Source organism: Gillisella vitis, from assembly GCF_021559775.1.
GTDB classification, from domain to species: domain Bacteria; phylum Pseudomonadota; class Alphaproteobacteria; order Rhizobiales; family Rhizobiaceae; genus Allorhizobium; species Allorhizobium ampelinum.
This window is the reverse complement of the sequence record NZ_CP056047.1, coordinates 3085243-3109173: the sequence shown is the minus strand read 5'-3', so window position 1 is coordinate 3109173 and position 23931 is coordinate 3085243. Positions and strand designations below refer to the sequence as shown.

24 protein-coding genes and 1 tRNA gene are annotated in these 23931 nt (G+C 57.6%); 16 read left to right on the top strand and 9 right to left on the bottom strand.

Features of this window, described 5'->3' with window-relative positions:
- Positions 1-6 precede the first annotated feature (6 nt).
- From AVCG78_RS14430 to visR, 10 genes are all read left to right on the top strand, one after another.
- Positions 7-2256, top strand: coding sequence for a chemotaxis protein CheA (locus AVCG78_RS14430; RefSeq protein WP_071203240.1), 2250 nt, complete (start codon positions 7-9; stop codon positions 2254-2256).
- 4 nt (positions 2257-2260) lie between these two features.
- Positions 2261-2728 (top strand): chemotaxis protein CheW, encoded by a 468-nt coding sequence (locus AVCG78_RS14425; protein ID WP_015917359.1) that lies wholly within the window; start codon positions 2261-2263, stop codon positions 2726-2728.
- Positions 2725-3633: a protein-glutamate O-methyltransferase CheR gene (gene cheR / locus AVCG78_RS14420; RefSeq protein ID WP_015917358.1), complete on the top strand. Its 909-nt coding sequence runs from the start codon at positions 2725-2727 to the stop codon at positions 3631-3633. The genes AVCG78_RS14425 and cheR overlap by 4 nt, the downstream gene beginning before the upstream one ends.
- Positions 3630-4667: a protein-glutamate O-methylesterase CheB gene (gene cheB / locus AVCG78_RS14415; RefSeq protein WP_015917357.1), complete on the top strand. Its 1038-nt coding sequence runs from the start codon at positions 3630-3632 to the stop codon at positions 4665-4667. The genes cheR and cheB overlap by 4 nt, the downstream gene beginning before the upstream one ends.
- The gene (locus AVCG78_RS14410) at positions 4667-5056 is read left to right on the top strand and encodes a response regulator (RefSeq protein ID WP_015917356.1); all 390 of its coding nucleotides are present in this window, start codon (positions 4667-4669) and stop codon (positions 5054-5056) included. The genes cheB and AVCG78_RS14410 overlap by 1 nt, the downstream gene beginning before the upstream one ends.
- On the top strand, positions 5053-5607 hold the full coding sequence (cheD, locus tag AVCG78_RS14405) for a chemoreceptor glutamine deamidase CheD (protein WP_015917355.1): 555 nt from the start codon (positions 5053-5055) through the stop codon (positions 5605-5607). Before AVCG78_RS14410 ends, cheD begins: the two co-directional genes overlap by 4 nt.
- 334 nt (positions 5608-5941) lie before the next feature.
- Complete coding sequence (cheT, locus tag AVCG78_RS14400; RefSeq protein WP_049777318.1) at positions 5942-6271, top strand: chemotaxis protein CheT; 330 nt, start codon at positions 5942-5944, stop codon at positions 6269-6271.
- 278 nt (positions 6272-6549) lie between these two features.
- Entirely contained in the window at positions 6550-8238 is a 1689-nt protein-coding gene (fliF, locus tag AVCG78_RS14395; protein WP_041697162.1) for a flagellar basal-body MS-ring/collar protein FliF, read from the top strand.
- A gap of 331 nt (positions 8239-8569) precedes the next feature.
- Positions 8570-9223: a transcriptional regulator VisN gene (visN, locus tag AVCG78_RS14390; RefSeq protein ID WP_234617693.1), complete on the top strand. Its 654-nt coding sequence runs from the start codon at positions 8570-8572 to the stop codon at positions 9221-9223.
- A 135-nt stretch (positions 9224-9358) separates the two neighbouring features.
- Positions 9359-10114, top strand: coding sequence for a transcriptional regulator VisR (gene visR / locus AVCG78_RS14385; protein WP_015917351.1), 756 nt, complete (start codon positions 9359-9361; stop codon positions 10112-10114).
- A gap of 84 nt (positions 10115-10198) precedes the next feature.
- On the opposite strand, the gene AVCG78_RS14380 is transcribed toward visR, so the two are convergent.
- The 3 genes from AVCG78_RS14380 to AVCG78_RS14370 all read right to left on the bottom strand — a co-directional run bounded on the left by AVCG78_RS14380 (position 10199) and on the right by AVCG78_RS14370 (position 12797).
- Complete coding sequence (locus tag AVCG78_RS14380) at positions 10199-11299, bottom strand: AI-2E family transporter (protein WP_234627075.1); 1101 nt, start codon at positions 11297-11299, stop codon at positions 10199-10201.
- A gap of 199 nt (positions 11300-11498) precedes the next feature.
- Positions 11499-11575 (bottom strand) — tRNA-Arg (locus AVCG78_RS14375).
- Between the two features lie 58 nt (positions 11576-11633).
- Complete coding sequence (locus AVCG78_RS14370) at positions 11634-12797, bottom strand: M20 aminoacylase family protein (RefSeq protein ID WP_071202931.1); 1164 nt, start codon at positions 12795-12797, stop codon at positions 11634-11636.
- A 176-nt stretch (positions 12798-12973) separates the two neighbouring features.
- Here AVCG78_RS14370 and AVCG78_RS14365 point away from each other — a divergent pair, with 176 nt between their 5' ends.
- Positions 12974-14074 (top strand): D-alanyl-D-alanine carboxypeptidase family protein, encoded by a 1101-nt coding sequence (locus AVCG78_RS14365; RefSeq protein WP_071203271.1) that lies wholly within the window; start codon positions 12974-12976, stop codon positions 14072-14074.
- A 141-nt stretch (positions 14075-14215) separates the two neighbouring features.
- Positions 14216-15385 carry a CobW family GTP-binding protein gene (locus AVCG78_RS14360; protein ID WP_174089725.1) on the top strand — a complete coding sequence of 390 codons (1170 nt, stop codon included), beginning with the start codon at positions 14216-14218 and terminating at the stop codon, positions 15383-15385.
- A gap of 24 nt (positions 15386-15409) precedes the next feature.
- Here AVCG78_RS14360 and AVCG78_RS14355 read toward each other — a convergent pair whose 3' ends face one another.
- From AVCG78_RS14355 to AVCG78_RS14335, 5 genes are all read right to left on the bottom strand, one after another.
- Positions 15410-15661, bottom strand: a complete 252-nt coding sequence (locus AVCG78_RS14355) for a sulfurtransferase TusA family protein (protein WP_071202929.1) — start codon at positions 15659-15661, stop codon at positions 15410-15412.
- Positions 15658-17010, bottom strand: a complete 1353-nt coding sequence (locus AVCG78_RS14350; RefSeq protein ID WP_071202927.1) for a L,D-transpeptidase family protein — start codon at positions 17008-17010, stop codon at positions 15658-15660. The genes AVCG78_RS14355 and AVCG78_RS14350 overlap by 4 nt, the downstream gene beginning before the upstream one ends.
- Positions 17011-17362: 352 nt before the next feature.
- Positions 17363-18316, bottom strand: a complete 954-nt coding sequence (locus AVCG78_RS14345) for an acetyl-CoA carboxylase carboxyltransferase subunit alpha (RefSeq protein WP_071202925.1) — start codon at positions 18314-18316, stop codon at positions 17363-17365.
- A 207-nt stretch (positions 18317-18523) separates the two neighbouring features.
- Positions 18524-19522, bottom strand: coding sequence for a site-specific tyrosine recombinase XerD (locus AVCG78_RS14340; RefSeq protein WP_071202923.1), 999 nt, complete (start codon positions 19520-19522; stop codon positions 18524-18526).
- 42 nt (positions 19523-19564) lie between these two features.
- A complete protein-coding gene (locus tag AVCG78_RS14335) occupies positions 19565-19717 on the bottom strand; it encodes a hypothetical protein (RefSeq protein WP_015917342.1) in 153 nt (50 codons plus the stop codon).
- A 346-nt stretch (positions 19718-20063) separates the two neighbouring features.
- Here AVCG78_RS14335 and AVCG78_RS14330 point away from each other — a divergent pair, with 346 nt between their 5' ends.
- Positions 20064-20657, top strand: coding sequence for a shikimate kinase (locus AVCG78_RS14330; RefSeq protein WP_139191332.1), 594 nt, complete (start codon positions 20064-20066; stop codon positions 20655-20657).
- Positions 20654-21799, top strand: coding sequence for a 3-dehydroquinate synthase (gene aroB, locus AVCG78_RS14325; RefSeq protein WP_071203233.1), 1146 nt, complete (start codon positions 20654-20656; stop codon positions 21797-21799). Before AVCG78_RS14330 ends, aroB begins: the two co-directional genes overlap by 4 nt.
- 2 nt (positions 21800-21801) lie before the next feature.
- Here aroB and AVCG78_RS14320 read toward each other — a convergent pair whose 3' ends face one another.
- Positions 21802-22083: a BolA family protein gene (locus AVCG78_RS14320; RefSeq protein WP_071203267.1), complete on the bottom strand. Its 282-nt coding sequence runs from the start codon at positions 22081-22083 to the stop codon at positions 21802-21804.
- A 134-nt stretch (positions 22084-22217) separates the two neighbouring features.
- On the opposite strand from AVCG78_RS14320, the gene AVCG78_RS14315 reads away from it, so the two are divergent.
- Positions 22218-22844 (top strand): J domain-containing protein, encoded by a 627-nt coding sequence (locus AVCG78_RS14315; protein ID WP_041697155.1) that lies wholly within the window; start codon positions 22218-22220, stop codon positions 22842-22844.
- A gap of 89 nt (positions 22845-22933) precedes the next feature.
- Positions 22934-23926: a cobaltochelatase subunit CobS gene (gene cobS, locus AVCG78_RS14310; RefSeq protein WP_071202919.1), complete on the top strand. Its 993-nt coding sequence runs from the start codon at positions 22934-22936 to the stop codon at positions 23924-23926.
- The last annotated feature ends 5 nt before the right edge of the window (positions 23927-23931 follow it).

Sequence of the window (23931 nt, the reverse complement as noted above, 5' to 3'; positions counted from 1 at the left end):
ACTTCGATGGATATGAACGAAATCAAAGAGATCTTTTTCCAGGAATGCGAGGAACAGCTCGCGGAACTGGAATCCGGTCTTCTGAAAATGAACGATGGGGATCGTGACCCGGAGACGGTGAATGCTGTTTTCCGAGCTGTTCATTCCATCAAAGGAGGCGCAGGCGCGTTCGGTCTCGACGATCTCGTTGCCTTCGCTCACGTTTTTGAGACGACCCTTGATTGCGTTCGATCCAATAAGCTGGAACCGGGCATTGAAGTCATGAAGGTCATGCTCAAGTCGGCCGACGTGCTCGCCGACCTGACCAATGCTTCTCGTGACGGCGGCAGCGTCGATCCGTCCCGTTCAAGCGGCCTTGTCAAGGAATTGGAAGCGCTTGCCAAGGGTGAAGTGCCTTCGTCATCCGCCACAGCGGCAGCGCCTGCTCCAAAGGCGGCTGCCAAGCCTGCACCTGCGCCAGCAGCCACGGATGATAGCGGCTTTGCACCCGTTCCATTCTCCTTTGACGATTTTGCCGACGAAGAGCCTCCCATTGTGTCTCCTCCGCTTGAAGTGACCTTCAAGCCGCGCCGGGATCTCTATGCCAAGGGCAATGACGCCACGCTTTTGCTGCGTGATCTGTCGCGCATCGGCGAAGTCAGCCTGAACTGCAATGTAAGCGCCGTTCCGACGCTGGAATCCATGGATCCTGAGGAGGCCTACTTCTCCTGGAAAATCCTGGTGAAGAGCGAAAAAGGCGAAGAAGGCGTTCGGACTGTTTTCGAGTTTGCCGAATGGGATTGCGAACTGGAAATCAAGGAACAGGAAGCGACTGTTGCTGAAGGGAGCGATGAGCTGCCGATGGTACCGGTGCCGTTCGATCTGTCCGCGCTGGACGACGATAGCGGCGTTGAAGAAGTTGACGATAGCGCCGTCGACTTGATCGCCGAGGCCGTGGAAGCCGCCGATACGGCAACCAAAGTGGTCAGTGCCGTCAGGGAGAAGAGAGAATCTCCAGCCGCTGCTGCCGCCGCTGCCGCTGCGCAAAACCAGTCCGCAGCTTCTGCTGCCGGGCAAACGATCCGCGTCGATCTCGATCGCGTCGACCGCCTGATCAACCTGGTGGGCGAGCTTGTCATCAACCAGGCCATGCTGTCGCAGAGCGTCATCGAAAATGACACCAACGGCACGTCGTCGATCAATATGGGCCTCGAAGAGCTGCAACAGCTCACCCGCGAGATCCAGGATTCGGTCATGGCGATCCGTGCTCAGCCGGTCAAGCCGGTGTTCCAGCGCATGTCGCGTATCGTGCGCGAAGTTGCTGATATGGTTGGCAAATCGATCCGTCTGGTCACCGAAGGTGAGAACACCGAAGTGGACAAGACGGTCATCGACAAGCTGGCCGAACCGCTGACCCACATGATCCGCAATGCCGTTGACCATGGTATCGAAACCCCCGAAAAGCGTAGTGCCGCCGGCAAGAACCCGGAAGGCACGGTCAAGCTGACGGCAAAGCACCGGTCTGGTCGTATCGTGATCGAACTGGTCGACGATGGCGCCGGTATCAACCGCGAACGGGTCCGCCAGAAGGCAATCGACAACGATATCATCGCTGCCGACGCCAATCTGTCCGACGAGGAAATCGACAATCTGATTTTCATGCCGGGCTTTTCGACAGCGGACAAGATTTCCGACATTTCCGGCCGTGGCGTTGGCATGGACGTGGTCAAGCGGTCCATCCAGGCCTTGGGCGGGCGCATCTCCATCAGCTCGCGCCCCGGTCAGGGCTCGACTTTCACCATGAGCTTGCCGCTGACACTGGCGGTTCTGGATGGCATGGTCGTTACCGTTGCTGGCCAAACGCTTGTCGTTCCTTTGACGGCCATCGTTGAAACCTTGCAGCCAGAAGCCCAGAATATCCATTCCTTCGGGGCCAACCAGCGGCTGATTTCGATCCGCAACAGCTTCTGCCCATTGGTGGATGTCGGTCGGATCCTGAATTTCCGGTCAGCCCAGGCCAACCCGATCGATGGTGTTGCTCTGCTGGTTGAATCGGAAGGTGGCGGTCAGCGCGCCTTGATGGTTGATGCCATTCAGGGTCAGCGCCAGGTGGTCATCAAGAGCCTCGAGGCTAACTATACGCATGTGCCCGGCATCGCCGCGGCAACCATTCTGGGCGATGGCCGCGTGGCTCTGATCCTGGATGTGGATGCTGTCGTCGCTGCCTCGCGCGGTCAGTCTCTCAAGCAGGAAATGTCGTTAGCCGTCGCAGGATAGTTCTATGTCGAATGCGGTCAAAAATCTGGTTCAGGGAAATCGCGAGTTGATCGCGTTTCGCATCGGTGATCAGGAGTTTTGCGTCAACATCATGCAGGTGCGGGAAATCCGTGGATGGACCCCCGCAACGCCGTTGCCGCAGTCTCCTCATTACGTGATGGGCGTGATCAACCTGCGCGGCGCCGTCTTGCCGATCGTCGATCTGGCGATCCGGCTCGGGCTGAAGCGGACAGAACCGACAGTCCGGCATGTGATTATCGTGGTCCAGACCAGGACCAAGGTCGTCGGCCTGCTGGTGGATGCCGTGTCCGACGTACTGAGCGTGACAGATGAGACAATCCAACCGACACCTGAGGTCTCGTCTGATCTCGAGCGTCAATACGCAAGAGGCATCCTCGCCATTGACAAACGGATGATCTGTTTGATTGAGCTGGCGGGCCTTTTCTCTGAAACTGAAAGCGAAGCGGCATGACATCGACCTTTTCTGCGCATAGCCGGCAATCGGACGACGAGATCATGGCCAGTGGCGAATACCCGTTGACCCGTCGCGATCTCAACGAAATTGCTGCGATGATCTATGCCGATGCCGGGATTGCGTTGAACGATTCCAAGGCTTCCCTTGTCTATTCGAGACTGTCGAAGCATATTCGCAATCTTGGATTGCGTGGCTTTCGGGAGTATTGCGCGCTCGTATCGTCCCAGGAGGGGGCCGGGGCGCGTCGTGAAATGTTGTCGCATCTGACAACGAATTTCACCCGGTTCTTTCGTGAGAACCATCACTTCGATCATTTGCGCACCGAGGTTCTGCCGGGGTTGATCAACCGCGCCAAGGCTGGCGGTCGCGTGCGGATCTGGTCTGCCGCCTGTTCCGATGGGCAGGAGCCCTATTCCATCGCCCTGACGGTCCTGTCCTTGATGCCGAATGCCGCCGATTACGATTTCAGGATATTGGCAACGGATATCGATCCGAAGATCCTGGCGCTGGCCCGGGCCGGAGCCTATGACGAAACGGCGCTGGAAACCGTGAGCCCGGCCATGCGAAAGCAATGGTTCCGCGATGTCGATGTCGGTGGACGCCGGAAATTCCAGGTCGATGACCGGGTCAAGAAGCTGATCACCTTCAACGAGCTGAACCTGATGGCGCAATGGCCGATCAAAGGACCGTTCGACGTGATCTTCTGCCGCAATGTGGTGATCTATTTCGATGAGCCCACCCAGGTGAAGATTTGGTCGCGGTTTGCCGGGCTTCTGCCGGAAGGTGGTCATCTTTATATCGGCCACTCCGAGCGGGTGTCTGGCGATCCGAAGAACCTGTTCGATAATATCGGTATCACCACCTACAAATATACCGGCAAGACCGGAGGGCGCAAAGCATGATATCAGCCGCTCGCGTTCTTGTCGTCGATGACAGCCCAACCATGCGGGGACTGATCACCGCCGTTCTCAATTCCGATCCGGAAGTCAGCGTCATTGGCCAGGCCAAGGATGCCATGGAGGCACGTGCCGCCATCAAGCAGCTGAACCCGGATGTGGTGACGCTCGATATTGAAATGCCAAACATGAATGGTTTGGAGTTTCTCGAAAAGATCATGCGGCTGCGGCCGATGCCTGTCATCATGGTTTCGACCATGACCCATCGCGGCGCTGAAGCGACGCTGGCTGCCTTGGAAATTGGCGCATTCGACTGTGTCGGCAAGCCGATGCCGGGTGAGGCTCGTCCGTTCGGCGATCTTGCCGAGAAGGTCAAGGCGGCGGCCCGCTCCCAGCGCCGGCAGATCATGCAGGCGGCGCCTGTTGCCACGCCTGCGGCCGATTTTCGGGTGGGTCGCAAGATCGTGGCGATCGGTTCCTCGACAGGGGGTGTCGAAGCGCTGATTGCCGTGTTGCAGAAATTTCCACCTAATTGCCCGCCGACGGTGATTACCCAACACATGCCGCCGACGTTCACCAAGAGTTTTGCGGAGCGGCTGAACCGGCTCTGCGCTCCGGTGGTAGAGGAAGCAACTGACGGTGCCAGATTGCAGATCGGCAAGATCTACCTGGCCCCTGGTGGAGAACGGCATCTGCAAGTGGTGAACGCATCCGCTCCCAGTTGCCGTTTGCTGGACACGCCCCCGGTCAATGGACACCGGCCATCGGTCGATGTTCTCTTTGATTCGGTGGCGGAATTGGCTGGACGCAATGCTGTTGGCGTCATACTGACAGGTATGGGACGCGATGGAGCGTCTGGATTGCTCAAAATGCGAAGTGCAGGCGCACGGACCATAGGGCAGAACGAAAAGACCTGTGTGGTCTATGGCATGCCTCGCGTTGCCCATGAACTGGGTGCCGTCGAGCATCAATTGCCGCTTGGCTCAATCGGCGAAGAAATTCTCAAACTCACGGCCGCACGGAAAGAAGGTTATGAATAATGTCAATAGCTGAAAAAATTAAGGTCCTGATAGTGGACGACCAGGTGACCAGCCGCTTGCTTTTAAGTGATGCGCTGACTCAGCTGGGTTTCAAGCAGATCACGGCTGCCGGTGACGGTGAGCAGGGGATGAAGATCATGGCGCAACAGCCCCATCATCTGGTGATCTCTGACTTTAACATGCCGAAGATGGACGGTCTCGGCCTTCTCCAGGCTGTTCGCGCCAATCCGGCGACCAAGAAGGCGGCCTTCATCATTCTGACTGCCCAAGGGGACAGGGCGCTGGTGCAGAAGGCGGCCCAATTGGGTGCCAATAACGTCCTCGCCAAGCCGTTTACCATCGAAAAGATGAAGGCGGCCATTGAAGCTGTTTTCGGAGCATTAAAATGAGTGACGAAGCTGCGGCTCGCAGGGTCCATATTATTCAAGGTGAATACAAGGTTGTCAGCGACCCGAATGTGGTGCTTTCAACTATCCTGGGTTCCTGCGTGGCTGCATGCATACGTGATCCCATTGCCGGTGTCGGCGGTATGAACCATTTCCTCCTGCCGGGCTCTGCCAATCCCGGCATGGGAGGCGGGGATGCCACGCGCTATGGCGTCCATCTGATGGAATTGCTGATCAACGGCCTCTTGAAGAAGGGCGCGCGGCGCGATCGTCTGGAAGCCAAGATTTTCGGAGGCGCCAAGACGATTGCGACGTTCTCGAATGTCGGCGAACAGAATGCTGCCTTTGCTGCGCAGTTTCTGAAAGATGAAGGCATCAAGGTGGTTGGTTCTTCCACGGGCGGTGAGCATGGCCGCAAGCTGGAATTCTGGCCGATCAGCGGTCGTGCCCGCCAGTATCCTCTGACAGGAGCGGAAACGCAAAAAACCGTGGCCATGGAACAGCGGCCGGTCAAAGTGCAAAAGCCGGTGGAAAGCTCGATCGAGTTTTTTTAACGGTTCCGTTCTTTCACAGGCAATCCATATTGATCAAAGTTGCGTAACGATTTTGAAGGACAATCTAAGGTATGTGATGCGGCTGACGGCACGATGTATTCGAGCAAGGCTGGCATGAAATGAATGACCATCCGAACCCTGTTTGCGGTTTCGGATGAGCGGAACGGACAACCCCTCGCTCGTTTATGCAAGCTCAGGGCGGGACTGAACAAAAAGCATAAATGGAGCGTGCCGCACGGCTTTTGCCCGTGGTGGGTTCCAGGAGAACAGAACTGCGAAGCCTGAGTCAGTATTGGAGGCCACGAGCGTGGAAGAATCACTACCTGAAATTCTGATGCGTGTTGTGACGGAACTTCACGACGTTGCCTATCTGATCGAGCGGGTCGAGCCGCAATTGCTGGAACTGGGTGGCTCAAAGGCGTTGGAATCGGCTGAAACGCTGAAAGTCTTGCAAGGTATCGATCTCGCCGTGCAGAAATCGCGCGGGTTGGCTGAATTTATCGATACCATTACGGCGGATGTGTCTGACGACTGGAAAGTGGACATGACGACGGCGCTCAGCCTCGTCAAGCTGGCGGAAATGCAGAAGGCACTGGGCGATGGTTTGCGTCATGGCCATTCGCAGCCTCTCAGCAAAGCTGCGGGCGATTTCGATTTTTTCTGATCTCTGCAAGCCCCGAGAGAGCATTTCCAGCAAAAGTGCGAGGCGGTTTGCCCCCGCAAATGCCTAGAAATGAAGAGAAAGAATTTTTGTAATTCCATAAATACATAGATACTAAAGTGTTCAGGTCGCTCCTTTCCGGGGCGATCTTCGTTTTGGGACGTCCGTTTCCGCACACCGGGCTTCCTTCGCAGGCATCAGGAAACGCTCGCACAAGCTTCGCGTCCTAGGGTGACACTAGGCCAAAAGCCGTAACCTCATGTTTGACGGTGCGAGACAGAATGAATCTGTTCAATCAACTACTCCAGGTCTTCAAGAACCTTTCGTCCTTGGGACCGACTAAACTATGGACCCTTGCGGGTGTTGGCGTCGTTTCGGTGGCGCTGGTTATCGGTGCGGCGTTTTTTATCAATAAGCCTGCCTTTGAGACCCTTTACGTTGGCCTCGAAGCGACAGACGTCAATCAAATCAGTATTGCGCTGGCTGAAGCGGGCGTCGGTTTCCAGACTGGCGCCGATGGCAAGAGCATTCAGGTCCAGGCCGGAATGACCGGCAAGGCCCGTTTGTTGCTGGCCGAACGCGGCCTGCCCAATAGCACCAATGCTGGCTACGAACTGTTCGATAATGTCGGCTCCCTGGGTCTGACATCCTTCATGCAGGAAGTGACCCGGGTGCGCGCCCTTGAGGGCGAGATTGCCAGGACGATCCAGCAGATCAACGGTATTGCGGCAGCCCGCGTGCATATCGTCATGCCGGATGTCGGGAATTTCCGGCGCGGCGCGCAGAAGCCAACGGCCTCGGTGATGATCAGAGCCGGCTCCGATGCAGGCCGCAAATCTGCGGCTTCGATCCGCCATCTGGTGGCTTCGGCTGTGCCGGGTCTTGAAATCGATGATGTCACCATTCTGGATTCGACCGGCCAGTTGCTGGCATCGGGCGATGAGACGGGCGGGGCTGCAAACCGGAATCTCGGCGTTGCCCAGTCGGTTCAACAGGAAATCGAATCAAATATCGACAAGGCGCTCGCACCTTTCCTCGGTATGGACAATTTCCGCTCCAGCGTCACGGCGCAGTTGAATACCGACCAGCAGCAGATTCAGGAAACGGTCTACGATCCCGAATCCAAGGTCGAACGCTCGACCCGCACCACCAAGGAAGCGCAGAAGTCGCAGCAGCGGCAATCCGATACCGCAGCGACTGTGGAGCAGAATATTCCGCAGGCCGCTCCGCAAGCGGGCGGTGCTGGTCCTGAATCGTCCGACCAGCAGGACAAGAAGGAAGAGCAGACCAACTACGAAATCAACAGCAAGACGATTGCCACCGTCAAGAACGGCTATACGCTGGACAAGCTTTCCGTGGCCGTTGTGGTCAACAAGCAGCGCATCGCCACCATGGTCGGCGAGCCGGTCGATCAGGCCAAGATCGATGCCTATCTGGCAGAAATGCAGAAAATCGTCAAATCGGCTGCTGGGCTCGATGACAAGCGTGGCGACGTGGTGACGCTGACGGCGATGGACTTCCTGGAGAATCAGCTGCTGAGCGAGGCACCAACCGGACCCGGTGTGATGGAAATCCTCAGCCGCAACATGGCGGGTATTATTAACTCGCTTGCCTTCCTCGCCGTTGCCTTCCTTGTTGTCTGGATGGGCATTCGTCCGATGGTACGCTCGATGGGCGGCGGTGGAACTGCGGCGCTTGAGGGTGGCAGCGACGCTGTTGCCGGACTGGAACTGCCCGACTTCTCGCCCGGTCTTGATGCCGGTGCCGGCGGCGGCCTGATGGATGGCTTTGGTTCCGATTTCGGCTTCGATAGCGCCGATGACGTCCTTGCCCTCGACAATGACCCGAATGGCGGCTTCAACCGTCGCGTCAAGGAAGGCCCGGAACGGCGCCTGGCGCGTATGGTGGAAATCTCGGAAGAGCGCGCTGCCAAGATCCTGCGCAAATGGGCGGTCGAGAACGCAGCCTGATCCTTCAATCACGGGCAATAACAGTGCTGCGCCAGCGAAAGTCGGCGCAGCATTTTTGTATGGTGCGGATAAGCCACACCTTCTGTGCTAATCCCCGTAGCGTTTAGAAGTTATTTACATACAATAACAACATGGTGATTCGGCATGTTTCGAATGACGCGCCTAACCACGGAATGGGCGGCTTCCGTGGCAAAGCATAGTGAGAGGTGGCCGTTTCGTCCCTTGAAAGGGGAGCCTTATGAGTGTCGAACTCCTTGAGCCTGGGGGCTATCAAGGGATCCGTAGCCAGAAGACGGCGAACAGGCCTGAAGGGCCCAGGTTGCGTGATGCGATGATCAGGCAGCTTTCCTCGGCAGCGTCCTCAGGAAAGCTTCGGGTGGCAATGCATATCCTGACGGATTATGCCGGAGCCTCGCACTATCTCCTGGCGCGATACGACCTTATTCAGGAACATGGGCTGGATTTCGTGGTGACGGCCGACTGGCCGTTCGATCTGGCGCGTGGGGTTGCCACGGAATTGTCGGCTGCCTGTTCGCGGGCCACCGAGCTTGAAAAATGCCTGGGTCTGCTGCAAGCCAAATTCGTGCTCCTGCCTGACGACCTGGAACTGCCCTTAGGGGCCAGCCGTCAATATTGCTCAGTGATGTTCAATGTCGGTCGTACACGGCTGGCGCTGGTCATGCTTCTTCCGGACGGATTCGTAATCTCGCCGGACCGGTTACGGGACGTGGGTTTGTTGGCAGCCTATTGCGTTAGCCTGTCGACGGGACGGTCGCAGAAAGCAGATCGTGATTTTGAGCTGACGGAACGCGAATTGGAATGCCTGTTTTGGATTGCTGAAGGCAAGACAAGCGATGAAATAGCCACGATTCTGGGTATTTCCCGCAATACAATCAATAATTACATCACCAGTGTGATGCGCAAGACAGCTACGAAAACTCGCTCTGAAGCGATTGCCTACGCGGTTCGCAACAATCTGGTCTAAGCGCCGACTGCCCTTCAAGGTGACGGTTGGCATTCTAATTCAGGATATCTCAAGTCTTTGATGTCTTGAGACATCCACAACCACTTCAAGATGGAGATGCGTTCGCATCTTCAAGCGTTGGTATGAAAGGCAGCCATGGCGTTTAATGCAGACATGTCGAGCGGCAGGACAGGATCGGCGGCAGATCTGAAAGCCCGGCTGGCTGCGAACCGGGGCGATATTTTTCCTCGGCTGATTGCCATGCAGAAGGCGATCAACGCCCGCAGCTTCGCGGTGTTTCGAGTGGCGGGTTCAGGCCTGCCGCGCAAACGCATGTTGCAATGCGAATGTGAGAGCTGGGCGGCTAGCGGCATGGTCGGCAGCTATAGCGACGCATTTGTGTCCTGCTACGGCGACCTTCTGCTGAGCCATATCGACGATTTGCTGCTGCCTTTGATGTGGAATGCCAAGGACAACGCCACATTCTGTATCAGCAGTGAGTTTGGGGCTTTCGTATCGCGCCTGCCTGCTGGCAATCTGCCGTTTTCGGGTGTTGCCTTTCCTGTCCGGCTGGGCGCTGTCGGCAATGGCTATGTCATCTTCGCATTAAACGGATCTGAGGATCTCGATAGCGATGTGATGATCGACATGCATAATCGCAGCTGCAAGCTGATGATGGATATTCTATCCCTGAGCGAGCGAAAAGTAGCGCCCTCCGAGGCGTTGAGTGACCGGGAAATCGCCTGCCTGCAATTGGCGGGCGACGGGCGGATCAGCGAAGAAATTGCCGAAAATCTCGGCCTCTCGGTCCATACCGTCAATGCTTACCTGGGCTCGGCGACGATCAAGCTTGATTCGGTCAACCGTATACAAGCAATCGCCAAGGCTATCAGGCTCGGCTATATCAACTGAGTTTCTAAATAGATTTCCCTGTCGGCTTCTTTGCCTGGCAGACATTCCCGAACCGGTTTGGCAGAAAGCGCTACCGAAGCGCGATCACTCTGGCTGTTTGGCTTCCAGGAGCCATTCGCGCCAGATGGCCACCAGGATCGCCATCAGCACCGGGCCGACGAACAGGCCGAGCATGCCCATGGTCTTGACGCCGCCGATCAGGCCGAAAAATGTTGGCAGGAAGGGGAGTTTGATTGGTCCGCCCACCAGTCTCGGCCGCAATGTCTTGTCGACAATGAAAAGCTCCACGGTTCCCCAGGCAAGTAATCCGACCCCTGCAATGGTCGATCCGCTGGCAACCAGATAGATCGAGACCAGGGTGAAGGACAGCGGCGCCCCACCGGGAATGAGCGCCATGAAGCCGGTGATGATGCCCAGCGTCACAGGGGAAGGCACACCGGCGATCCAATAGGCGAGGCCAAGCACGATGCCTTCGCCGACCGCAATGATCGTCATGCCGGTCACCGTGGAACTGATGGTCAGCGGAACCAGACGAGATACCCGTTCCCAGCGCCCGGGCAGGATGCGTTCGCCGACGATATCCACCTGTGCGACAATACGCTCCCCGTCGCGATAGACGAAAAACAAGGCGATCAGCATGAAGAGCAGGGTGAGAAAGCTATGGAAGGCGGAGGAGCCGACCACCAGCAGGCCACGATAAATCGTGCCGATATTGGCACCGCTGATCAGTTGCACCAATTCGCCAAGCGCGCCGGGATGGCCGACATATTGATCCCAATGCTCGGAAAGCCAGGCTCCGGCCAGAGGAACCTGGATTAACCATTGCGGGACCGGCGCGCCGACTTCATTGGCCCTCAAGGCCCAGACGCCCCAGCTTTTCACCTCATCGACGGCATAGATCCCCGCCAGCGAGATGGGGACGACAATGAAGGAGACCACAAGAATGATGGCAATCGTCGCACCTATTGTCCTATTGCCACGGGCGAGGCCCAGGATCCGCCGATAGATCGGCCAGCTTGCAAAGCCGATCACCATGGCGGCCAGCAAGGGCACGATGAAACCGTAGAAAAAATAGGCGCTAGCCATCAAGACGGCCAGCAGCAGCCAGCGCGCCGCCGAGGTTGGGGCAACCAGCGCATAGCGCTCTGCGGCAGCTCGCCGTACAGGAACGGCGGGCGGTGTCACGACGCTATCGTTTTTCGCAGTTCTCACGGTCACCAGTACACTCCGAAGTCCAAAAGCCTCTCTGAAGCATGATAACTTCAGCATGAGCCGACGCAGGTCCGCGCCCGGTCGACCGATAGTAGTTCCTAATTCCAAAAAGCTTGTGAAAATATGGCGGCCGCACTGCAAAATATCGTTTATTTCGCTTTTGGCTTTAAAATGGTGATTCCGACGCGATTCGAACGCGTGACCCTCAGATTAGGAATCTGATGCTCTATCCTGCTGAGCTACGGAACCACTGCCTATCTCCATACAAAAACCCGTTCGTGAAGCCAAGCCTTTTCCTTGCGATATCTCAATCCGCCAGCCGCTGTTCGGCAAGCCTGACCCAGTAGGAAATGCCGTAGGCGATGGCTTCGTCGTTGAAATCATAGGCCGGGTTGTGAAGGCCCGCCGTATTGCCATTGCCGATCATGATATAGGCGCCGGGTCTGGCCTTCAACATGAAGGCGAAGTCTTCGCCTGCCATGGAGGGATCGACGTCGGTGTTAACATTGCCTTCGCCGACGATATCGATGGCGGCGCGGGCGGCATTGTCGGTTTCCTCAGGATGATTGGCCGTGACCGGGCAGGGGCGTTCATAGATCACATCTGCTTCTGCCCCATGGGCGCTGGCGATGCCAGCGACGATTTCGCGGATCCGGCGTTCTGCCATGTCCTGCGTTTCGTCGTCATGGGTGCGAACGGTACCGGTCAGTTCCGCCTGCTCGGGAATGATGTTGTGGGTCGTTCCTGCCTGAAAGCGAGTGACGGAGACGACGACCGAGCGCACCGGATTGGCGCTGCGCGCCGCGATCAATTGCAGATTGGTGACGATCTGGGCGCCGATGGCAATCGGATCGATGGCACGGTGCGGTTCGGCAGCATGGCCGCCACGGCCCTTGATGGTGATGAAGAATTTGTCTGGCGCGGCCATGATCCCGCCCTTGCGGATCGCGAAGGTGCCAACCGGCATGCCGGGCATATTATGCATGCCATAGACTTCGGCGATGTCGAAGCGCTCCATTAGGCCGTCTTCCACCATGGCAAGCGCGCCTGCTCCGCCTTCTTCGGCGGGCTGGAAAATAACGGCGACGGAGCCATTGAAATTACGGTTTTCCGCCAGATATTTCGCGGCACCCAGCAGCATGGCGGTATGGCCATCATGGCCACAGGCATGCATGCGGCCATCGGTTTTCGATGCCCAGGCTTTGCCGGTGATTTCCTGAAGGGGCAGCGCATCCATGTCGGCGCGAAGGCCGATCACCCGGCTGCCATCGCCGCGTCCCTTGATCAGGCCAACGACGCCGGTGCGTCCTAAACCCGTGACCACCTCGTCGACGCCGAATTCCTTCAGTTTTTCTGTGACAAAGGCAGCCGTCTCATGGACGTCATAGAGAATTTCCGGATTCTGGTGCAGATGATGGCGCCATTGCCGGACATCGGCTTCCAGTTCTGCGGCGCGGTTCAAGATTGGCATCGGTTTTCCTGATCACATGCGTTTGAACCGGGCAGGTCCGGCTCATTTATCACTCGGTTGCAATTGACGTTGCTGATGGGCTTTGCCATTGGTTCGACATATAGGACATATGGTTGCCCGATGCGAGAGACATTCAGGGTGGTCTGTCCAGTTTCCGGAAGGAGAAGTCATTGTCCGTGCTGCCTCGCCAGATCCGGCGCGCCTTTGTTGCCGTTGCCTTGTGTGCCGCCATGCTGCCGTCTACGGTCGCCGCCAACCCCGTGCTGGTGGTGGATGTCAACTCCCTGACGGTGCTGGAGCATCAGGATAGTTTCAAGAAATGGTATCCGGCCTCGCTGACCAAGCTGATGACGGCCTATACGACATTCAGGGCGCTGAGAGCTGGCGAAGTGCGCCTGGACAGCGTGGTTACACTCAGTGCCTTTGCAGCGTCGCAAGCGCCGAGTAAAATGTTCTTCAAGCCCGGCTCGAAAATGACGCTGGACGATGCCCTGAAGATGATGCTGGTGAAATCTGCCAATGACATCGCCGTGGCCGTGGCAGAAAATGTCGGCGGCAGCCAGGCGGCGTTTGTTGCCCGGATGAATGCCGAGGCCGCCCGGCTCGGCATGACATCCAGCCATTTCGTCAATCCGAATGGATTGCCAGCTCCCGGCCAATATTCCACGGCCCGCGATCTTGCGGTGCTGGCCGTGACCATTCGTCGCGAATTTCCTGAATATGCGGGCTATTTCAAGATCGAAGCGATTGATACCGGCAAAAAGGTCTATCCCAATGTCAACATGCTGGTCGGCCGTTTCGATGGGGTCGATGGCATGAAGACCGGTTATATCTGTGCCTCCGGTTTCAATCAGATCACCTCTGCGACCCGCAATGGCCGTACGCTGATCACCGTGGTGATGGGCGCTGACAGCCTGGCGGCACGCGCCGATATTTCTGCCAATCTGCTCCAGAAATATTTTGATCGACCCAATGCTCAGGGATCCCGCCTTTCGGCGCTAGGGCCTGACAGCGTTGACGGTTTGAACGCGGTGAATGACGTGTCCGCCGAAATGTGCTCCACGGAGGCACGCAAGCGGCGTAGCGAAACCCGGGACGAGACCGGCCGGATGAAGCTGCAATCGCCCTATATCCATGAAATGTCCGCGCCGCCGGTGCCAGTCTTTGCTGGCCTCATCCCCGGCAGTGAGCCGCCGGATCCGCCACCGGCTGCTTCGGGTGCCAAACAGCAGCAGATGGGCGAAGTTCCGCGCCCCACGCCGCGCCCGCAAATGTAATGCGGGGCGCCATTGATAATGGCAGTCCGTTTTTTCTTTTCGAATAACTCAAGCCTTTAATAGATTTGTAAAATTCGAAATTCTTCCAAGGCGAGGATGCGTGAGCATCTCCCAGCCTTCGTATAAGAAGAGGTCATGACCATGGTTGCCCTTGCCGACCGCATTCCTATTTCGATTCTGACCGGCTTTCTCGGTGCAGGAAAATCCACGCTGCTCAACCGGCTGCTGAAGGATCCCGCCATGCGCGACGCGGCGGTGATCATCAATGAATTCGGTGAAGTGGGGATCGATCATCTCTTGGTCGAAGCCTCCAGCGATTCCATCGTTCAGCTTTCGGATGGGTGCTTGTGCTGCACGGTGCGTGGTGAATTGATCGATACGCTGGCCGAACTTGTCGATGCCTTGCAGACCGGGCGGATCAAGACCTTGTCGCGGGTGGTGATCGAAACCACCGGATTGGCGGATCCCGCGCCAGTGATGCAGTCGGTGATGGGACATCCTGTTTTGTCTCAATCGTTTCAGCTGGAAGGGCTGGTCACCGTGATCGATGCCGTTAATGGCGAGAGGACGCTGGACAGTTACAGCGAAGCTGTCCGGCAGGTGGCGGTGGCCGACCGGCTGGTGATGACCAAGGCGAGCCTTGCTGATGAAGGTGCCGTCGCAAGGTTGAAGAGCCGGATTGCCGGACTGAACCCACGGGCGGTTGTTGTCGATGCGGAAACATCGGCAGCTGGTGAAGCGGTGATCCTGAACAATGGTCTTTACGATACGACGACAAAAATGCCGGACGTGGCGCGGTGGTTGCAGGAAGAGCAGCACGCGGAGGATCATCGTCACCACGACCACGACCACGACCACGACCACGACCACGACCACGACCACGACCACGACCATCATCATGCCCACCATCACCATGACGATGTCACACGTCACGGCGCCACGATCCGCTCCTTTTCCATTCTTCACGAAGATCCGGTCGATCCGGCGGCGCTCCATATGTTCATCGACCTGCTACGGTCGGCTCATGGTGAAAAAATGCTGCGGATGAAGGCGGTGGTCGGGCTGAAAGACGATCCCGAGCGGCCTGTCGTCATTCATGGTGTGCAATCGATCTTTCATCCGCCGCATCGGCTGGCAGCCTGGCCTGATCCCTCCGACCGCCGGAGCCGGCTGGTGATGATTACAGATGGGCTGGACGAAGCCTATGTGCGGGACCTGTTTGATGCTTTCACAGGTAAAGTGGCGATAGACCGGCCGGATCGGAAGGCTCTGGAAGACAATCCGCTGGCAGTGCCGGGCATGACCTTCTGATCGGCGGTTATCTCGGACGCTGCTTTATCGGGTGGGCATCTGATCAGGCTTGCCGATCACAAAGCGGTGACCGGTCGCGGATGTCTCACTGGACAGCAGGATATATCCATCTTCCCGGCAGAAATGCGGAATATCGATGATCGCCAGGGGATCGGTGGTTTCGACAATGAGCCGGCTACCGACCGCCATTCCCGACAGACGTTTTCGCGATTTTAGCACGGGAAGCGGGCATTTCAGCCCTTTGAGGTCCAGGATGTCTTCGGGCTCCGGGGTCACCGGGCGGCCCAGAATTTCCAGAAGGGTTTTGCCGCTGGTTCAGAGGCGGCATCCATGGCCACCATGCTGGCTTGCGGCGGCGGTGGCGCGACCGGGTTCGGCACGGGAACCGGGCCGGTGGCCGGGAGGGCGACGGTTGCCGTCTGCGTTGGGTCGATGTTGGCCGGAGCACCAGAACTCACAGCACCAGCACTCGGAGTGCCAGAGCTCACAGTGCTTGCTGTCTGCGGATCGCTTGGCGCGCCATAGCGACCGGTCTTGGCGGAATTGTCCAGCGATGCGAACAGCGGGGTGGCTGTCGCTGCGGTTTTGCGTGGGCTGATGACCGGATTGGCGGGATCGGCGACCTCGGACAATTTCAACAGTTTGCCAGCCTTCAGCGCCGAGCCTGTCGGCGCATAGGCCAGGTCGCGGCCTTTCTTCAAGTCGGCAACCAGAGCCTTGCGTTCGGCTTCGCTTGGATCGTACCAGACCTTGTCCTCATACTTCTTCATGGCCTTGGCATAGTCGCGGCTATAGGCCGAATTATAGGAGGCAAGCGCCGCAGACAGTTGCGGTGGTGTGCTCATTGGTGGGCAGGCACCAGCCGGGTTCAGGCTTTTGCCTGCTTCGACTTGCTGGTTGAAGACATATTTCTTGTCGCAAACCCCAACCTGCGGCGGTTGCTTGGTGACTTCGAACTGGTCGTAGCCAGCCTTCAGCATCTGCCAGAAAGGCATGTGGGTGCTGTAGCGATGCCGGGCCATGTTTTCGGCGGTCATGCGGAACGGAAAGGCTTGCAATTGTACGGTCTGCTGGCCACCGCGAAAGGCATCGCGGGCAAAGGCATAGATTTCCAGAATCTGGGCATCCGTCATCGAATAGCAGCCGGAGGACGAGCAGGCCCCATGGATCATCAGATTGGTGCCGTTGCGATTGTTGACGGCATCATACTTGTTGGGAAAGCCGGTATTGATCGCCAGGTAATATTTTGAATAAGGATTGAGATTGGCGGGCGTCAGGGCGTAGAAACCCTCCGGCGCCTGCCGGTCGCCTTCCTTCTCTTTCGGTCCCAGTTTCCCGGACCACGCACAAATCTGGTAGTCGGCGATTTTCTCGAAACGCCCGTCGGTCTTGGCCTTCCAGATTTCCAGAACGCCTTCTTCCTTGAAAATACGGATGGCAATCGGCGAGTTGCGCTCCATGCCCTTCGCCTTCAGCGAGGCGAGGATTTCAGGTGGCAGCGGCTGCTCTACCTTGTTGGACACATTGGCCGGCATCTTCTTTTCGCTGACGCTATCCAAGGTATCGTTGCACCCTGCCAGAAGCAGGGCGGTGGCGATCAGCAGGGCGGCGTTTGAAATGCGCATTGTCGAGCTCAACTGGGTCTCATTGGGGCGAAGGCATTCTTTCAGGACAAGGATGCGTGAGCATGTCCTTATCATGGGACGACGAAGTATTGATCATCCAGGCGGGACCATATCAAGTCGGAGCCTGTCGATCCAGTCTCGATCCTTGCCCGAATATGGTTTCTAAAGTGTGAACGGGCACTGATTGCCCATTCCACGCTTTGCCTTAATTGCCAAGGCTTTTGTCGTTCACAACACCTATACCGACAGTCCTTGGTTATGACTGTCGGTATAAGGCCCGATTGAAACATTTATGGGGCAAATCACCGGCTGCATCGCAAGGCGATGCAAAAGGAGTTGTACTCTGGGCGTTTTACAGATTACGGCCGATATCGAGGAATTTCTGGCGCCGCGCCGCGCGCAGCTCTGCCCCGCTTTGGCCCGACATATCCTTCAGCGCCGCCGCGATGGTTTCTCCCGTGCGGTCTATCACCGTTTCGGGATTGCGATGGGCGCCGCCAACCGGTTCGGGAATGATGTCGTCGATAATGCCGAAACCCTTCAGGTCTTCCGCGGTGATCTTCATATTGGTAGCGGCTTCCTTGGCGCGCGTGCTGTCACGCCATAGAATCGAGGCCGCACCCTCAGGCGAAATCACCGAATAGATGGCGTGTTGCAGCATATAGACGCGGTTGCCGGTGGCAATGGCAATGGCGCCGCCGGAGCCGCCTTCGCCGATGACGACGGATATCAACGGGGCTTTCAGGTTAAGGCACATTTCCGTCGAGCGGGCGATGGCTTCGGCCTGGCCGCGCTCTTCCGCACCGACACCGGGATAGGCGCCAGCGGTATCGACCAGCGAAATCACCGGCAGACCAAAACGGTCGGCCATTTCCATGACGCGGATCGCCTTGCGATACCCTTCAGGCCGGGGGCTGCCGAAATTGTGCTTCAGACGTGATTTGGTGTCGCTGCCTTTTTCCTGGCCGATAATCGCCACCGGGACGCCCCGGAACCGGGCGAGGCCAGCCTGGATGGCTGCGTCCTCGGCAAATTTGCGGTCGCCAGCCAGCGGCGTGAAATCGGTAAACAGGCGCGATGCGTAATCGACGAAATGCGGACGCTGCGGATGGCGGGCGACCTGGGTTTTTTGCCAGGCATTCAGCTTGGAATAAATCTCTTCCATGGCTTCGCGCACGCGGACTTCCAGACGACCGATCTCTTCCGAGGTGTCGATGCTTTCATCCTCGCTCTTTAGCTTCTTCAACTCGTGAATCTTGCCTTCGAGGTCGGAAATAGGCTTTTCGAAATCGAGATAGTTGATCATCAGGTCCGTTCCGATCCGTTACTCTATCCTGCTTTACGATGTTGGCTGAGCGGCGGCCATCGTAATCTCTGACTATATGCCTGATCTCACCACCCATCCTTGATGGTGTGAAACCGTAAATGTCTTCGCAATGCTTGGCCGCATGTCTGTCTTGCAAACAATTTGCGTGCCAACCAAAGGGGCTTAGCACATCGCCTAGCCGGGCTTCTAATCGTGGTTTTTCCTATGTTTTGCAAGAGGGTGATGTGTCTCAACCAGAATCTGGAGCCTTTCTTCGAGCACATGCGTGTAGATTTGCGTCGTCGAAATGTCGCTATGTCCCAGTAATTCCTGCACAACACGCAGATCCGCGCCGTTTTCGAGCAAATGGCTGGCAAAAGCATGCCTGAGCACATGTGGCGACACCGCATCGCCGCTGAGACCGGCGCGAATGGCCAGATCTTTCAATTCCCGCGCGAAAACCTGCCTGGGCAGATAGCCTTCACGGCTGGCGGCTGAAAACAGGAAGCCAATGCCCGATGATTTTCCCAGTTTCGACTCTGTTTGTTTCGACGCTGTTTTTTTCGATGGTGGTTTTTCTGCCTGTTCGATTTCCTTGGCCTGCGCATAAACCTGCATTGCGGCGATGGCCGAGCGCGACAGCGGTACCAGCCGCTCCTTGTTGCCCTTGCCGCGGATCACCAGAAACCGGCCCTCCTGCGCAAGCACATTGGCCGGAAGCGAGACCAGTTCGCTGACACGCATGCCCGTCGCATAGAGAAGCTCCAGCAGCGCCAGGCGCCGCAGCCTTTGCAGGCGGTCGGGGCCTTCCAACGCCGCCTCGGCCTGGGCCAGGGATAGAAGCCTGTCGACATCGGCAATCGACAGGGTCTTGGGCAGAGGCCGACCCTTTTTCGGGGTATCGAGGATCGAAGTCGGATCGTCGCCGCGCAGTCCCTCGGCATAGAGAAACTTGTAGAATTGCCGAAGCGCCGACAGACGGCGGGCCTGGGACGAGGCTTCGAAACCGCGATGGCCAAGATCGGCCAGATAGGCGGAGAGGTCGTCGCTGGTGGCGGCCATGACGCTGACTTTGCGCGTGGCCAGAAAGCCATGCAAATCTTCCAGATCCCGTTCATAGGAAGAGAGTGTGTTGCCCGCCGCACCGCGCTCGGCACTCATCATCTCAAGGAAAGCTTCGATTCGGGCGTGGCCGAGATCAACCATGGATGCTGTCGTTTCTATTGTTTGGTGTCTGTGCCATGACCGTCATGGCTGCTGCGGCTTGATTTGCGCGGCGGGAATGGTTGCGGTGATCTCCCGCTGGCCTGGTTCCACGAAGATGACCAGAGCCCACATCGCCGCATAGATCATGGCCGCCACAGTGGCAATGACGAACAGGAAGCGGAACAAGGTGGGCATGATGACGGCCTCCTGCCTTAAAAGGCATGGTGTACAGTGCCGTGCTTCCCAGAAGAAGCAGTCGAGTTTGCTGTAACACTTTGGGTTCTCTGGGTGTCGTTTATATCTTCGGGAAAGAACAGTTTTGCTTTTCCCTCAGTGCAACACACATCAGCAATATCGGCTGGAGCCGTTCCTGTTTCAAGATGGAACGTGCCAGGTTTTGCCTGATAACACCCTAAACCCCTGGCAGTTAAGGGAGGCCACGGGCCATGCAGATGATTGTTTCTTGCTGGCATGTGCGGCAAGTGCTTGACGTGGCCCCGGCATTTGTCAATAGGGTGGTAAACCTGTTGCGAAAAGGCTGATGACCCACTCGATGCCCCATGCTGTTCTACCTCTTGCTGAGCGTGCCCGCTCGGTGCTCGGGCGTCGAAACCTGATTTTCGTCGGCCTGATGGGGGCTGGAAAATCCGCGATCGGGCGTCTCGTGGCCCAGCAATTGAATCTGCCGTTCATCGATACCGATACCGAGATCGAGCGGGTCTCGCGCATGACGATCAGCGAATTGTTCGCAGCCTATGGCGAGACGGAATTCCGGGCGCTGGAAACCCGGGTGATCCGGCGGCTGCTGAGGTCCGGGCCGAAAGTGGTCTCGACCGGCGGCGGCGCCTTCATCAATGACCGGACCCGCAGGCAGATCGAGCGTGGTGGTATTTCCATCTGGCTGAAAGCCGATCTGGATGTGCTGTGGGAGCGGGTCAACAAGCGCGATCATCGCCCGCTGTTGAAAACCGAACACCCGAAACAGACGCTGGAAAAGCTGATGCTGGAGCGCTACCCGATCTACCAGCGTGCCGATATTACCGTATTGTCGCGCGATGGGCGCAAGGAAGCCATCTCCGCTGAGGTGATGGATGCGGTGATCGCCTATATCAGCAAAGGCAGGAGCAAGCGATGAGCACAGATCAGGCATCCGAACGCCCCGAATCCTCAGAGCGCCTAGTCCATGTACCTCTTGGTGAGCGCGCCTATGATATCCTGATCGGCAAGGGCCTGATCGGGCGGGCGGGCGGCGAGATTTCTACCCGTATCAAGGGCCGCAAGGCGGCCATCGTCACCGATGAGAATGTCGGGGCGCTTTACCACGGCGCGCTGATGGACAGCCTGGAGGCGGACGGTTTTGAAGCGGTGTCGCTGACCCTGCCTGCCGGTGAAAAGACCAAGAGCTTTGAGCACCTGACCAAGGTTTGCGACGTGCTGCTGGAAGCGCGTATCGAGCGCAATGATGTGGTGATCGCTCTTGGCGGCGGCGTCATCGGCGATCTTACCGGCTTTGCGGCGGGCATCGTCCGGCGCGGGGTGCGGTTCGTGCAGATCCCGACCTCGCTTCTGTCGCAGGTCGATAGTTCCGTCGGCGGCAAGACCGGCATCAATGCAAGGCAGGGCAAGAATCTGGTTGGCATTTTCAATCAGCCGGATCTGGTTCTGGCCGATACTGCCGTGCTGAATACGTTGAGCGAACGGGAATTTCGTGCCGGCTATGCCGAAGTGGCGAAATATGGCCTGATCGACAAGCCGGAGTTTTTCGATTGGCTGGAGCGCAACTGGCGCGAGGTGTTTGCCGGTGGAGCGGCCCGCACGCAGGCGATTGCGCTGTCCTGCCAGGCCAAGGCCGATGTGGTCGTGGCTGATGAGCGTGAACATGGCCGCCGAGCCCTGCTCAATCTCGGTCACACCTTCGGCCATGCGCTGGAAGCGGCCACGGGCTATGATAGCCGCCGTCTCGTGCATGGTGAAGGCGTTGCCATCGGCATGGTGATGGCCCATGAATTCTCGGCCCGGCTCAATCTAGCCAGCCCCGACGATGCCAAGCGGGTTGAGAGCCATTTGAAAGAGGTTGGCCTGCCCACCCGGATCGCTGAGATTCCCGGCGATATGCCGCCCGCCGAAGAGTTGATGAAGGCTATTGCCCAAGACAAGAAGGTCAAGGGCGGTCAATTGACCTTCATTCTCACCCGCGGTATCGGACAGTCTTTCGTCGCCGACGATGTGCCGTCCTCGGAAGTGCTGGGCTTTCTACAAGACAATCTGCCCGGCTGATCTCACCAGCGCGTTGCCTCGCCGGGCGCTGATGGTTCGATGGCCAACGCATGCAGCCCGGCATCCAGTTCAGGCTTTAGCAGGTCGGTGACAGCCCGGTGCCGGGCCAGGCGGCTGAGGCCGGTAAAACGGCCTGAGATGATGCGCACCCGCATATGGGTTTCGCCGGTGCCGGTCATATCCGGTTGATGGCCGGCATGGTGGTGGCTTTCATCGATCACCAGCAGGCGCTCGGGCTGGAAGGCCTGTGTCAATTTCTGCTCTATCGTCTGGCGAAGTGACATCTGGTGGCTCTGCATGCGGTGGCGTCCAATTCTGCTGACCAATTCGGGCGTTTAGAGAAAAGCCTCCAAATGGCCAAGAACAATATGATTTGTCAATTCTTGTTGTGAGATGGGGAAAGCCTCATAATTTGCCAATGAAACTCGACTCAAAATATTTCGACAAGATCAGAACGCGCCGCAAGAAGGATGCGGAACCGGAGCCGCCTGTCACCACGTGCCAGTGGGACGGCTGCGAGCGGCCGGGCGTGCACCGGGCACCGGTGGGTCGCAATGCCGAAGGCAAGTTTTTCCTGTTCTGCTTCGAGCATGTGAAGGAATACAACAAGGGATACAATTACTTCTCCGGTCTGTCCGACAGCGAAATTGCCCGCTACCAGAAGGAGGCGATCACCGGTCATCGCCCGACCTGGACGGTTGGCGTCAACAAGGCGGCCAAGGGATCACCCATTCACTCCACCCAGCGCTCCGGTTCGGCCACGGCGCAGGCGCGGATGAGAGATCCTTTCGGCTTTGTCTCGCAAGGGCGCGGCAATGCGTCGCGGTTCGAGCCGCAGGCGCGAAAGTTGAAGACGCTGGAAGCAAAAGCCTTCGATGCCCTGGGCTTGACGGGCGCTGCCACCGCCCAAGATATCAAGAGGCGCTATAAAGAGCTTGTCAAAAAACATCATCCAGATGCAAATGGCGGAGACAGAGGTTCTGAAGAGCGTTTTCGGGCTGTTATTCAGGCCTATCAATTGTTAAAGCAGGCAGGTTTCTGTTAATCGAAGACTATATCCGATTGCGTATGCGACCTGATTGTATGCGACCTTGATTGTATGCGCTGGGAGATGCCGCCCGGCTTGGAGAGACGATGAGCAAAATTGACCTTGATATCGCCAACCTGCCCGACACGACAGTTTCCGTCCGGGAGGTGTTCGGCATCGACAGCGACATTCGCGTGCCTGCCTATTCGAAGGGCGATTCCTATGTGCCGGATCTCGATCCCGACTATCTGTTCGATCGGGAAACCACGCTGGCCATCCTTGCCGGTTTTGCTCACAACCGCCGCGTCATGGTGTCCGGTTTTCACGGCACGGGCAAATCCACCCATATCGAGCAGGTCGCTGCCCGGCTGAATTGGCCCTGCGTGCGCGTCAACCTCGATAGCCATGTCAGCCGTATCGACCTGGTCGGCAAGGACGCCATCGTCCTGAAGGACGGCAAGCAGATCACCGAATTCAAGGATGGCATTCTGCCCTGGGCCTATCAACACAATGTGGCGCTGGTGTTCGACGAATACGATGCCGGACGCCCGGACGTGATGTTCGTTATCCAGCGGGTGCTGGAATCCTCTGGCCGCCTGACCCTGCTCGACCAGAGCCGCGTTATCCGCCCACATCCCGCTTTCCGGCTGTTTGCGACGGCCAATACGGTTGGACTTGGCGACACCACTGGTCTTTACCACGGCACTCAGCAGATCAATCAGGCGCAGATGGACCGCTGGTCGATCGTCACCACGCTGAACTATCTGCCGCATCAAAAGGAAGTCGATATCGTCCTGGCCAAGGTCAAGGGCTTTGCCGCCACTCAGAACGGCCCCGATAATGTGGCCAAGATGGTGCGTCTGGCCGATCTCACTCGGTCTGCCTTCATCAATGGCGATCTTTCGACCGTCATGAGCCCGCGTACCGTGATCACCTGGGCCGAAAATGCCGAGATCTTCGGTGATATCGGCTTTGCCTTCCGCGTCACCTTCCTCAACAAATGTGACGAACTGGAGCGGACCCTGGTGGCCGAGCAATACCAGCGCGCCTTTGGCATTGAACTCAAGGAAAGTGCTGCCAATATCGTTCTTGGCGCCTGAAAAGA

Excerpts from the sequence above, each read along its gene's own strand:
- AVCG78_RS14430 (WP_071203240.1), top strand. The coding sequence starts at position 7 with ATGGATATGAACGAAATCAAAGAGATCTTTTTCCAGGAATGCGAGGAA.
- AVCG78_RS14425 (WP_015917359.1), top strand. The coding sequence starts at position 2,261 with ATGTCGAATGCGGTCAAAAATCTGGTTCAGGGAAATCGCGAGTTGATC.
- cheR (WP_015917358.1), top strand. The coding sequence starts at position 2,725 with ATGACATCGACCTTTTCTGCGCATAGCCGGCAATCGGACGACGAGATC.
- cheB (WP_015917357.1), top strand. The coding sequence starts at position 3,630 with ATGATATCAGCCGCTCGCGTTCTTGTCGTCGATGACAGCCCAACCATG.
- AVCG78_RS14410 (WP_015917356.1), top strand. The coding sequence starts at position 4,667 with ATGTCAATAGCTGAAAAAATTAAGGTCCTGATAGTGGACGACCAGGTG.
- cheD (WP_015917355.1), top strand. The coding sequence starts at position 5,053 with ATGAGTGACGAAGCTGCGGCTCGCAGGGTCCATATTATTCAAGGTGAA.
- cheT (WP_049777318.1), top strand. The coding sequence starts at position 5,942 with ATGCGTGTTGTGACGGAACTTCACGACGTTGCCTATCTGATCGAGCGG.
- fliF (WP_041697162.1), top strand. The coding sequence starts at position 6,550 with ATGAATCTGTTCAATCAACTACTCCAGGTCTTCAAGAACCTTTCGTCC.
- visN (WP_234617693.1), top strand. The coding sequence starts at position 8,570 with ATGATCAGGCAGCTTTCCTCGGCAGCGTCCTCAGGAAAGCTTCGGGTG.
- visR (WP_015917351.1), top strand. The coding sequence starts at position 9,359 with ATGGCGTTTAATGCAGACATGTCGAGCGGCAGGACAGGATCGGCGGCA.
- AVCG78_RS14370 (WP_071202931.1), bottom strand. The coding sequence starts at position 12,797 with ATGCCAATCTTGAACCGCGCCGCAGAACTGGAAGCCGATGTCCGGCAA.
- AVCG78_RS14360 (WP_174089725.1), top strand. The coding sequence starts at position 14,216 with ATGGTTGCCCTTGCCGACCGCATTCCTATTTCGATTCTGACCGGCTTT.
- AVCG78_RS14350 (WP_071202927.1), bottom strand. The coding sequence starts at position 17,010 with ATGCGCATTTCAAACGCCGCCCTGCTGATCGCCACCGCCCTGCTTCTG.
- AVCG78_RS14345 (WP_071202925.1), bottom strand. The coding sequence starts at position 18,316 with ATGATCAACTATCTCGATTTCGAAAAGCCTATTTCCGACCTCGAAGGC.
- AVCG78_RS14340 (WP_071202923.1), bottom strand. The coding sequence starts at position 19,522 with ATGGTTGATCTCGGCCACGCCCGAATCGAAGCTTTCCTTGAGATGATG.
- AVCG78_RS14335 (WP_015917342.1), bottom strand. The coding sequence starts at position 19,717 with ATGCCCACCTTGTTCCGCTTCCTGTTCGTCATTGCCACTGTGGCGGCC.
- AVCG78_RS14330 (WP_139191332.1), top strand. The coding sequence starts at position 20,064 with ATGACCCACTCGATGCCCCATGCTGTTCTACCTCTTGCTGAGCGTGCC.
- aroB (WP_071203233.1), top strand. The coding sequence starts at position 20,654 with ATGAGCACAGATCAGGCATCCGAACGCCCCGAATCCTCAGAGCGCCTA.
- AVCG78_RS14320 (WP_071203267.1), bottom strand. The coding sequence starts at position 22,083 with ATGTCACTTCGCCAGACGATAGAGCAGAAATTGACACAGGCCTTCCAG.
- AVCG78_RS14315 (WP_041697155.1), top strand. The coding sequence starts at position 22,218 with ATGAAACTCGACTCAAAATATTTCGACAAGATCAGAACGCGCCGCAAG.
- cobS (WP_071202919.1), top strand. The coding sequence starts at position 22,934 with ATGAGCAAAATTGACCTTGATATCGCCAACCTGCCCGACACGACAGTT.